The sequence below is a fragment of the Pseudomonas sp. AP42 genome (assembly GCF_001728935.1).
Classification (GTDB): Bacteria; Pseudomonadota; Gammaproteobacteria; order Pseudomonadales; family Pseudomonadaceae; genus Aquipseudomonas; species Aquipseudomonas lactis.
In genome coordinates, this window is the sequence record NZ_LYSO01000166.1 from 1 (window position 1) to 10,025 (window position 10,025).

A 10,025-nucleotide genomic window follows, 5' to 3' on the forward strand; every position below is an offset into this window, starting at 1 on the left:
GCGACTTGCTTCGCATCGTGGTTACCGTCGGCGGCTACGGTCTGCAAAGTTGCGTAGATACCTAAGCTATCTCAACGGCAAACCATACCTCACCTCCACCAGCGTAACACCGCCCCTCTCAAGATCGCGCTCAGTCCCGGCCTCCTCCACACACCCCGCCCGGCGATAAAATCGAATAGCCCGTTCATTACCGGCCAAGACCCAGAGCGTTAAACGCTCATAGCCTTGCGCCAATAGATCCTGCAAGCCGGCTTTCCACAAGGCCAGCCCAACGCCGGCTTGCCAATGCTCGGCGAGCACGTAGATGGCCATGACCTCACCTGCATTAGTCTGCACAGCGTCTTCATCACGGCTGGCGCCCACAGCTATCCAGCCAACCACCTGCTGGCCTACCTCGGCAACCCATACGGTCGACTCACCCAAGGCTAGCGAGTGAACCCAATGGGCTTCGCGCCTAGCCAGCGTTGCTTGCAACCCGCTCAAGAACTGGGCAGGCATCAGGTCACGGTACGCGTCTTGCCAACTGCTGATATGCACCTGGGCAATGGCTTTTGCGTCGGCGGGTAAGGCCCTGCGAATCATGGAGATGCTCCTGAAATACGGTTATTCCAGTATGCATGCCCGTCGATGACAGAAAGCCCTGCGCTGAACACGGCCCAATATCAATGCCAACCCCAATGTAGGAGCGAGCTTGCTCGCGAAGAACTTCAACGATAACGCGGGCTTCCTGAGTGAACGCGGCGCCTGTGGGTTTTTCGCGAGCAAGCTCGCTCCTACAGTTGCAGTGCGATTCCGGCGTCGATGAAGCACGCCGGGCCCCACGTGATAGATCCAGCCAATATCACCCTTTGGTCAAATCCACTAAAGGCGTCTGCCGCACCTCAGTCTCCCGCCCACCCTGAATCTCGCTGACCTGCTTCAAGGCTTTATCAACAGCCGCCCTATCCGCCAACAAGCTGTAGCTGATCCGGAACTGCTTGTGTTCCTTCGCCCCGATCGTAGGCACCAGGTTCAGTGGCCGTTGATAACGACGGTTGTACGAAAAACTCGTGCCCGGCTCCAGCCCCGTCACATAGCCCTGCCCTTGAGTATCGGTGTTCTTCCACAGCGAAAACACCGGCAGTGTCTGCGTATTGAAACCCACCGAAACCCCCAGGCTGCCGGCCTTGTTATGCAACACCGTCAAGGTATCGCCCTTGGCATCGGCATACGGCACCAAGTTGTAGACCGTTTCGTCATAGTCCTTGGTCGGCGCACGATAGGTTTGCCAGTCGGCCAGCTCGCCCTTGGCCTTGTCGTTGAACGGCGACACCTGCTTCACCGGCGCAACGAAACGCGCGCCCTGCTCCAGGAACGGCGTGCTGAAGTTACTGTGATACAGCGCCTGGTATTCCTTCGGATAATCACCATTGTTGGTGAGCGTGTCGTTGAGGGCGAACACCACACTGCCAGGTTCGGTGACCAATTCGGTCGCAACGGAGAAATCGACCTTCTTGAACGCCTGCTCTTTCAGCTCGCCACGCAGGGTGATGGCGTACGGCGGCTTTTCATCGATATGCAGGGTGACTTTATTCGCAGGAATATTGGCCGCCCGCCCGTGCAGGGTCAGCAGCTCGCCGTTGTCGATGCCAGGATGCCCGACCCACTCGTAGCCGCAACGGGTGACCAACTCATTGAAACCTTCCAACCAACCCAGACCACCACGGCCACTGAGCTCGATGAAGGACGGATTCACCACTTCCTTGACCGGCGAATCCCAGCCCATGCGCACATCGCCAACCGACGCCTGCAACACGTTCATACCGCGAGTCGGCACTACCGAGAGCTTCATCGTGCCGTTATCGATATCCACGATGTTCACGCCCTCCTGTCGGCCACCGTGCAAAGTGCGCAAAGTGACGCTGAAGGGTTTGTCGGTTTGGATGCCGAGCTGCTGGCTGGTGACCTGCCAGTTCTGGGCGGCTTTATCGGTATCGAGCAGCACGTAGTCCCAGGCCAGGGCGTGGGAGGCGGCAGAGAATGCGCTGAGGGCAACGATGAGTTTTAGCGGGGTCATGGCGGTGGCCTTTATTGGAGTTGTTTGCGATTTATAAACTCGATGAAACGTTTCAGCAAGCTTAAAAGACGAGACCGTGTGTGGAAAGGCCATGAAGCAGGTGGAACAGATCAGGAGGTCAAGGCGATGCGCTTGCGGGCAGGCTGGAACGAAAACGCGAGTGGGCGGTGTATGAGCTTTGGTCCATCCGTGCCGGATACAACCTTGCGTTGACTCATTGGCTGCAAACGGCCAGAAGCGGACGCTCTCCAGAGTCCCTATACATAGTTGATTGCCAAGCTAATCCCTAAGCTCGAATTGCTGAAACCCCACGCGCCTGACGTAAACCCAAAAGTCATCCTTTGGCTCATATTGCTCCATGCAAACACTTTGATCCTGGCACAGTTCATCTTCGTCGATCAGGATGCGATCCCAATCGAAGTCAGGGTTCTTGGAAATGGTATAGCTAGGGTAAGGTTTGTCGAGATCGAAGTGGATCGAGTACACGAACAACGGAGATTCCCACGGCATGTGGGTTTCGTACAACCGCATCAGTTCGGGCATCTGTGCTTTACAGTGCTGTTCGGCAAACCTCAATGCCTGGGGCAAATCATCCCACGTAGCCTTGACCGCGCGTTGCGCAGCGGCGAGCCTGGCGTAAGGTGGCTCGTCATTGTGGTGCTGGACGTAAATCAATCGGCTGCCGAACTGGAATTCGCATTGCCAGACACCCGAGGGAGCACGCAGTGACCAAGCATGGATTCGGTCAGTAGATTGATGTCCATATCGGTACCACAGATGGAAAGGTGCTCAGTTTACCCTCTCAAATATCAGCCTGGGAATGCGCAGGCGTTTGGGCTATTTGTCCGACATCCATGGGGTGTGACCGGCAGCAATGGGTCGAAAACTGCCGATCGTGAACGGCGGAAATCGACCCGAAGCGTGGTAATCCACAATTTCTGGCTCTAGGCAGTGCCAGCAAACGTCTCGGTTAGGCGTTTGATTGTTCCAGGCTGCTTGCATAGTGCTGTATCGCCATTCGATACCCATCAGTGCCGAACCCTGCGAGCACGCCTTTGGCAACGCGTGACACGTAGGAAAAGTGCCTGAAATCTTCACGCCTGTGGACATTTGAGATATGAACCTCAATCACCGGTACCTCGGCTGCAATCAATGCATCGTGGATGGCTGCCGATGTATGGGTCCATGCTCCTGGATTGATCACAATCCCCGCTATCCTTCTACGTGCGTGGTGAATCCATTCAATCATTTGCCCTTCGTGATTGGTTTGCTGAAACTCAATTACAAGCCCAAGTCCTTCGCCGTACTGACGACACGTCTGCTCAACGTCGGCCAATGTTTCCGACCCATACACCTCGGGCTCTCTCAATCCCAACATGTTCAGGTTAGGGCCGTTCAAAACCAGGATGGTTTTCATCATTTAATCCTCGCGAGTCGCTTCAATTCTTTACGGTACCCATGGCTGCCAGACGTGCCTTATGATATTCGCCGGCTTCTGTGGATTGGGCATCGCGGTTACCGAGGTCGGCTGTAGGAATTCGAGAGGTCTCGGGCGCGCACCAGGCCGCGATACCAGCTAGCAACGTGCACACACAGGCGATCCCACCGACAATCAAGGGTATGTTTTCAGTCCCTGGGCCTGCGATCAGGGCAAACAGAGCAGGTAACATTGCGGTGATGAACAGTCCGCTGTTTTGCGAAATTGCCATTCCCGACACGCGGTAACGTGTTTCAAATTGCTCTGGGAAGAAGGATGGGAACACCGCGTTGTAGCCCTGGTAGATCATTCCCCACATCAGCAGTGAGGCGCCGAAAGCGAGCGGGAGGCTGTGAATGCTGATTGCGTATAAATAAGCAAAGGACATCAGCCCGCAACCAAAGGCGCTTGCGATGATCAGAGGCCGGCGCCCAACCTTGTCAGAAAGATTGCCCACGAAAGGGATGCACAGCACCGCCACGATATTGCCAACGACCGGGATCCACAGGTACACGCTTTTATCGAAACCGATGCCATAGGCAGGTTGCACCGCATAGGCCGCTCCAAACACGGTCGTAATGACTGGAATAACATTCATCAACGAAACCCCAACGACCACCAGCATGCCTCTCCAGCTGTGTTTGAAAGCTCCGATAACCGGCGATTCAGACTTCTCATCTTTCTTTGTTTGCTCTACGAATACTGGCGGTTCCTCAACTTCCCGGCGAATGATAAAGCCAGCGATCAGCACCACAGCGCTCAAAAGAAAGGGAATACGCCAGCCCCAGCTATTGAAGGCTTCATCGGTCATGAAATAGGCCAGAGGCAGGAAAATGGCTGCTGCGAGAACCTGACCTGCCTGTACCCCTTGAAGTGTGTAGCTGCCGAAGTATCCTCTTCGCCCTTGGGGTGCATGCTCCAGAATCATTGAGCTGGCTCCCGAGATCTCTCCCGCTACAGCAAACCCCTGCACCAGTCGCAGTACTACAAGCATGATAGGCGCCCATATACCAATTTGGTGGTAGGTCGGCAGCAGGCCTACCGCCATGGTGGCGAATCCCATCAGGAACATGCATAGCAGCAGTACATTCTTGCGCCCTCGAGTATCACCCCAGTGCCCCAAGAAGAACGCGCCGATAGGGCGAGCAATGTACCCAACCCCGTAAGTCGCCATAGCCGCCACGATGGCAATCTTTGGATCGGTTGAGGGGAAGAAGAGTTGTGGAAAGATCAGGGCTGCCGCTTGGGCATAGATGAAAAAGTCGTAATACTCCAACGCGGAGCCAATCCAACCACTCGCGGTGGCTTTCTTGGCTTGCTTGGAACGGTGCTGCTCTGTCGCTGTTGCTGTGTTCATCTGACTACTCCAGATATTGTTTTTATAGGTCTGGCAGGGCAGTAAAAACCGCCCCTGGCACACGCAAAACAGGGCATGACTGGAAGCCATGCCGGGCTCAAATACGGTCGATTTCTATGATCGAGCCGCTTTTTGCGGCCTGTGAAATAGCCTCAGTGATGATCAGATTCCGCAGTCCGTCGCGCACGGAGACCAAAGGCGTTTCCGTGCCTCGTATGACGTTGCAAAAGTGCTCAAGCTGGATCTCAAGGGGGTCTGTGCGGTCGACAGCGCAGTGGCCCGTTTGGAAGGGCTTCCACCATGATCTGTCTTCGGCCTTCACGTAGTATTTGAGACGCATTGTGGGCACTGACAGTGAGCCGTTCTTCCCACTGATGACGTAGCAATCCTCATCCTCGTAGGACGGATAGCTCGCGTTTTCTTGCGATGTTTGTTCCCAGCTGCGGGCACATCCGGTGCTGTCGGAAAGCAAGAAGGAACCGAGAGCTCCATTCTCAAAGCGCAGGCCGATACACACGGTATCTTCGACAGGAAATCCACGTGCGACACTCGACTGCATTGCTTGAACAGCAACAATTTCGCCGCACAGCGAACGCAGGTTGCCGATCTCATGGATCATATTTATCAAGATAGGGCCACCGCCTTCCTGGCGTCGCCAGATGGCAGCGTCGAAATAGTCATCTGGTTTGTAAAACAGAGCGCTGCCTTGCACGGCAACGATGTCTCCAAGAATGTCGTCACGGATGATCTCTCGCGCCTTGGCAAGAATTGGGCTATGCGCTCGATGGTGTCCTACGAGCAGCTTGGCGTCAGTTGCATCGGCAACAGCGAGTAACCGCCTGCCCTCCTCAACGCTGTGCGCCACCGGCTTCTCTATCAGCGCCGCAACACCAGCCTCAATGCATTGCAAAGTCTGTTCGACATGTAAGGCGTTTGGAGTGGCGAGAATTACGCCATCAGGCTTGTCCTCGGCGAAACAAGCCAGAAGATTTTCATACTGCGAGACGCCAAGCGAGTCTAGGTAGGAGCCATCAAGTTCGAACGGATCGATAACGGCTGACAGTTCGCAAGAAGAACTCGCTTGGATGAGTTCGATATGGCGTCGGCCGATGAGGCCGGCACCCGCTACCGCAATTCTGATTTTGGACATGCTTTGATCTTCGCGAGCGTTATTGTTTTAAATCTCGACGTACTGAAGTCGTGATTCGATCTGCTAGGATCAAGGCTACTATCAACGCGCAAAGCTATAATTGAGCCATATGGAAAATCAGAATTCTCCATTAGTAAATAATGATCCCTTCCTGAGGGATCTGCTTCTGTTCTCAGTCATCGCAAAACGTGGAAGTTTTAGCGCGGCCGGGACAGAGCTTGGAATTTCTCCCGCCCATGTCAGCAAGCGTGTTTTGGCGTTGGAAGAAACGCTGAGCTGCAAGCTCTTTAACCGGACAACCAGACGGGTTTCGATCACCAAAGATGGCGAAACGATGCTCGTTTGGGCTCAGACAATCATGGACAACGTCAATGGGATGCTGGAGACATCACTTGGTGACCGGGTCGAGCCCAGAGGCACGCTGCGTATCAGCACAAGCCAGCGAATGGGGCGATTTCACATCGCTCCAGTTCTGGCCTTGCTTCGTAAACGCTACCCAAAATTAGAGGTGTGGCTTGAGCTGGTTGACCGTCGAACTGATCTCATTGGGGAGCAGTTCGACATCGATATCCGAGTTGGAGAAGTTAACGAGCAAAATCTGATTATTCACAAAATCGCAGATAGCCAGAGGATTCTCTGTGCTGCTCCGAGTTACCTGGAAGAGCGCGGTAATCCAAACTCTGTGAGCGAGCTTCAACGCCACGATTGTCTATTGTTTCGTGGGAGGGATCAAAGCTTTGGTGTATGGCGGCTCGAGGGGCCAAACGGTCTTGAGTCGGTGAAAGTCACAGGGCCGATGGCGTCCAATCACAGTGATGTCGTTCGAGAGTGGGCGCATGATGGTTTCGGCATCATCATGGCATCAACCTGGGATGTGGCCCCGAGCATCAGGAATGGGACACTCATTCGCATTCTGCCTGAACATTTCCAGCCGGCGAATGTGTCCGCAGTCACTACGATTCGGGCTTCTGGCTCGATGAAGATCAGGGTATGCCTGGAGTTTCTGAGTGCACACCTGAGTTCTGGCCCTTACGCGCTACGAAATGGCTAAGTCCCAGAGGGTGTCGCTACGACCGACATTTATTGGCCGAAATCCGCCGGTCAGCCCCCTCCTCCCCAAAAATCCCTCCCCTTAACCCCCACACCTCTCCACCAAAAAATCCACAAACGCCCTAACCCGCGCCGGCATCGCCCCTCCCCCTACAAACACCGCATGAATCGGCTCCACATCCCCAGGATTAAACTCCTCCAGCAGCACCACCAACTCCCCCTGCCTCACCTCCTCCACCACACTAAACGCCCCAATCCTCGCCACCCCCGCCCCCAGCTTCGCTAACTGCGCCAATGCCTCACCACTATTGCCCTCAATCGTCCCCGCCACCTTCAACGAAAACTCCCGCCCCTCCACCCGAAACGGCCAATCCGGCGCCGCTCTACGGAAGTTAAAGCGCAGGCAGTTGTGTTGCAATAAATCCTGCGGCGTCACGGGGGTGCTATGCCGTGCCAGGTACTCCGGCGAGGCGACGATCACCTGCCTGGTAGAGCCGATAAGGCGAGCAGTCAGTGGGCTGTCGGCGAGGGTGCCGAAGCGGATGGCGACGTCGGCCTCGCCGCCGAGGATGTCTACGACTTCGTCGCCGAGCATTAGGTCGACGACGATGGCGGGATAGCGGGCGCTGAAGGCGGCGACCAGGGGGACGATGGTCATGCGGCCGTGGGCCAGTGCGGCGCTGACGCGCAGGCGCCCGCGTGGGGCGCCCTGGTCGGTGATGGCGTCTTCGACTTCGGCCATGTCGGCCAGGATGCGCCGGGCGCCGCGCAGGTAGGCTTCGCCTTCGGCGGTGAAGGTGATGGCGCGGGTGGTGCGCAGCAGTAAACGGGTGCCTATGCGCTGTTCGGTGCGGGTGATGATGCGGCTGATGGCCGATGGGGTCAGCCCCAAGGCCCTTGCCGCACCCGACAGGCTGCCGTGCTCGGCGACCATGGTGAACACTTCCATCTCGCCCGACCGCCCGCCGATGTCCATTTGTGCCTCCTGCGCAAAGCTGTAGTTCCCAACCAAGGGCTACTGCTGAAAAAGGCAGGATTGTAGCATTTGACTCACAGATAAGGAGTCACCCATGCGTATCAATCCACCCCTTGTAGCATTGTCCGTCGGTGCCTTTGGCATCGGGGTCACAGAGTTTGCCCCTATGGGCATGTTGCCCGGTATCGCCGCTGATCTTGATGTCTCCATTCCCGCTGCGGGGCTGTTGGTGAGCGCCTACGCCATGGGCGTGTTGATTGGCGCGCCGATCATGACCCTGGCGACGGCCAGGGTGCCCCGCCGCTATTTGCTGATCGGGCTGATGGCGATTTTTACCCTGGGTAATTTGCTGTCGGCGTTGGCCAGCAACTACCAGACGCTGATGATCGCAAGGCTGGTGACGTCGCTCAATCATGGGGCGTTCTTTGGGATTGGCTCGATCGTGGCCGCAAGCCTGGTGGCGCCCGAGAAGCGCGCGGGGGCTGTGGCGGCGATGTTTATGGGGCTGACCCTGGCAACCATTGGCGGCGTGCCCCTGGCGACCTGGTTTGGCGAGAACTTTGGTTGGCGCACCGCGTTCTGGGGTATCAGTGGGCTTGGCGCGGTGGTCATGGCGGCGCTGTGGTGGGCCTTGCCCAATGCGCCGGCCCCTAAAGGCGGCGGGCTGATGGCGGAAATTCGTGTGCTGGGTCGCGGGCCAGTGCTAGCGGCGTTGGCGCTGACCGTGGTGGGCTCGAGTGCGATGTTTACGGTATTCACCTACATCGCGCCGATTCTGCGCGACGTCACCCACGCTTCGACCAACTTCGTCACCGGGATGCTGGTGCTGTTCGGCATCGGGCTCACCCTGGGCAATGTGTGGGGTGGCAAATCTGCGGACCGCTCGGTGGACAGCACCTTGATCATCTCGCTGGTGGTGTTGATTGCCGTGCTGTTGGCCTTCTCGGTGCTTATGCAATGGCCGCTGCCTGCGGCGTTGTCGATCCTGCTGTGGGGCGCTGCCAGCTTTGCCCTGGTGCCGCCGTTGCAGATGCGGGTGATGGAGGCAGCAAAGGATGCGCCTAACCTGGCTTCGGCGATGAACATCGGTGCGTTCAATTTTGGTAATGCGATTGGTGCGGCGTTGGGAGGGGCAGTGATCAACGCGGGGCTGGGCTATCCGGCCATTTCACTGGCAGGCGCGATCATGGCTGGGCTGGGTTTGTTGATGGTGCTGGGGTTGGGCTGGCGTGCGCGGCGGGCCGACTCACGCTCTGGTAGAGAGGCGGTGCAAGCCTGAGCAGCATCGCAGGTTGTTAGTCTAGACTTCATGCACCTTCCAACCCGAGGAGCCTTGCGATGAACAACAAGAATACGATCTGCCTCTGGTACAACGGCGATGCCCTGGAGGCAGCGACCTTCTACGCCAACACCTTCCCCGACAGCGCAGTAAAGGCCGTGCACCATGCCCCTGGCGACTACCCATCCGGCAAGCAGGGTGATGAGTTGACCGTGGAATTCACCGTACTGGGTATCCCCTGCGTGGGCCTCAATGGCGGCCCCATGTTCAAGCACAGTGAGGCGTTTTCCTTTCAGGTCTCCACGGATGACCAGGAGGAAACCGACCGCTTGTGGCATGCCATCATCGACAACGGTGGGCAGGCAAGCGCTTGCGGTTGGTGCAAGGACAAGTGGGGGCTGTCGTGGCAGATCTCACCGAGGGTGTTGGTCGATGCGGTGACCAGTAAAGATCCTGCCGTCGCCAAGCGTGCGTTTGAGGCGATGATGACCATGACCAAAATCGACATCGCTACCATCGAAGCCGCCATTGCCGGGAACTGAACTGTGGGAGCGGGCTTGCTCGCGAAGGCGATGTATCCGCTAGCACATGTGAGAACTGACCCACCGCTTTCGCGAGCAAGCCCGCTCCCACATGAAGGCATAGGTATCTACATAACTCTGCAGCTCTCAACGGTAACC

The 10,025-nt window shown here is 56.8% G+C and carries 10 protein-coding genes; 3 read left to right on the top strand and 7 right to left on the bottom strand.

Annotated elements, in window-relative coordinates; genetic code table 11:
• Positions 1–66: 66 nt before the first annotated feature.
• The 6 genes from A7K61_RS29260 to A7K61_RS29285 all read right to left on the bottom strand — a co-directional run bounded on the left by A7K61_RS29260 (position 67) and on the right by A7K61_RS29285 (position 6,040).
• Positions 67–582, bottom strand: coding sequence for a GNAT family N-acetyltransferase (locus A7K61_RS29260; protein WP_069558911.1), 516 nt, complete (start codon positions 580–582; stop codon positions 67–69).
• 259 nt (positions 583–841) lie between these two features.
• Positions 842–2,056: an aldose 1-epimerase family protein gene (locus A7K61_RS29265; protein ID WP_069558912.1), complete on the bottom strand. Its 1,215-nt coding sequence runs from the start codon at positions 2,054–2,056 to the stop codon at positions 842–844.
• A 279-nt stretch (positions 2,057–2,335) separates the two neighbouring features.
• Positions 2,336–2,731: a hypothetical protein gene (locus A7K61_RS29270; protein ID WP_238348864.1), complete on the bottom strand. Its 396-nt coding sequence runs from the start codon at positions 2,729–2,731 to the stop codon at positions 2,336–2,338.
• 295 nt (positions 2,732–3,026) lie between these two features.
• Complete coding sequence (gene aroQ / locus A7K61_RS29275; protein ID WP_069558913.1) at positions 3,027–3,476, bottom strand: type II 3-dehydroquinate dehydratase; 450 nt, start codon at positions 3,474–3,476, stop codon at positions 3,027–3,029.
• 19 nt (positions 3,477–3,495) lie between these two features.
• On the bottom strand, positions 3,496–4,890 hold the full coding sequence (locus A7K61_RS29280) for an MFS transporter (RefSeq protein WP_069558914.1): 1,395 nt from the start codon (positions 4,888–4,890) through the stop codon (positions 3,496–3,498).
• A gap of 97 nt (positions 4,891–4,987) precedes the next feature.
• Entirely contained in the window at positions 4,988–6,040 is a 1,053-nt protein-coding gene (locus A7K61_RS29285; RefSeq protein ID WP_069558915.1) for a Gfo/Idh/MocA family protein, read from the bottom strand.
• Between the two features lie 109 nt (positions 6,041–6,149).
• Here A7K61_RS29285 and A7K61_RS29290 point away from each other — a divergent pair, with 109 nt between their 5' ends.
• A complete protein-coding gene (locus A7K61_RS29290; protein WP_069558916.1) occupies positions 6,150–7,091 on the top strand; it encodes a LysR family transcriptional regulator in 942 nt (313 codons plus the stop codon).
• A gap of 81 nt (positions 7,092–7,172) precedes the next feature.
• Here A7K61_RS29290 and A7K61_RS29295 read toward each other — a convergent pair whose 3' ends face one another.
• Positions 7,173–8,066, bottom strand: coding sequence for a LysR family transcriptional regulator (locus A7K61_RS29295; protein WP_069558917.1), 894 nt, complete (start codon positions 8,064–8,066; stop codon positions 7,173–7,175).
• Between the two features lie 94 nt (positions 8,067–8,160).
• Between A7K61_RS29295 and A7K61_RS29300 the strand changes: the two genes are divergently transcribed.
• A complete protein-coding gene (locus A7K61_RS29300; protein ID WP_069558918.1) occupies positions 8,161–9,345 on the top strand; it encodes an MFS transporter in 1,185 nt (394 codons plus the stop codon).
• A gap of 59 nt (positions 9,346–9,404) precedes the next feature.
• Complete coding sequence (locus A7K61_RS29305) at positions 9,405–9,887, top strand: VOC family protein (protein ID WP_069558919.1); 483 nt, start codon at positions 9,405–9,407, stop codon at positions 9,885–9,887.
• Positions 9,888–10,025: the final 138 nt, after the last annotated feature.

Excerpts from the sequence above, each read along its gene's own strand:
- A7K61_RS29260 (WP_069558911.1), bottom strand. The coding sequence starts at position 582 with ATGATTCGCAGGGCCTTACCCGCCGACGCAAAAGCCATTGCCCAGGTG.
- A7K61_RS29265 (WP_069558912.1), bottom strand. The coding sequence starts at position 2,056 with ATGACCCCGCTAAAACTCATCGTTGCCCTCAGCGCATTCTCTGCCGCC.
- A7K61_RS29280 (WP_069558914.1), bottom strand. The coding sequence starts at position 4,890 with ATGAACACAGCAACAGCGACAGAGCAGCACCGTTCCAAGCAAGCCAAG.
- A7K61_RS29305 (WP_069558919.1), top strand. The coding sequence starts at position 9,405 with ATGAACAACAAGAATACGATCTGCCTCTGGTACAACGGCGATGCCCTG.
- aroQ (WP_069558913.1), bottom strand. The coding sequence starts at position 3,476 with ATGATGAAAACCATCCTGGTTTTGAACGGCCCTAACCTGAACATGTTG.
- A7K61_RS29300 (WP_069558918.1), top strand. The coding sequence starts at position 8,161 with ATGCGTATCAATCCACCCCTTGTAGCATTGTCCGTCGGTGCCTTTGGC.
- A7K61_RS29295 (WP_069558917.1), bottom strand. The coding sequence starts at position 8,066 with ATGGACATCGGCGGGCGGTCGGGCGAGATGGAAGTGTTCACCATGGTC.
- A7K61_RS29290 (WP_069558916.1), top strand. The coding sequence starts at position 6,150 with ATGGAAAATCAGAATTCTCCATTAGTAAATAATGATCCCTTCCTGAGG.
- A7K61_RS29285 (WP_069558915.1), bottom strand. The coding sequence starts at position 6,040 with ATGTCCAAAATCAGAATTGCGGTAGCGGGTGCCGGCCTCATCGGCCGA.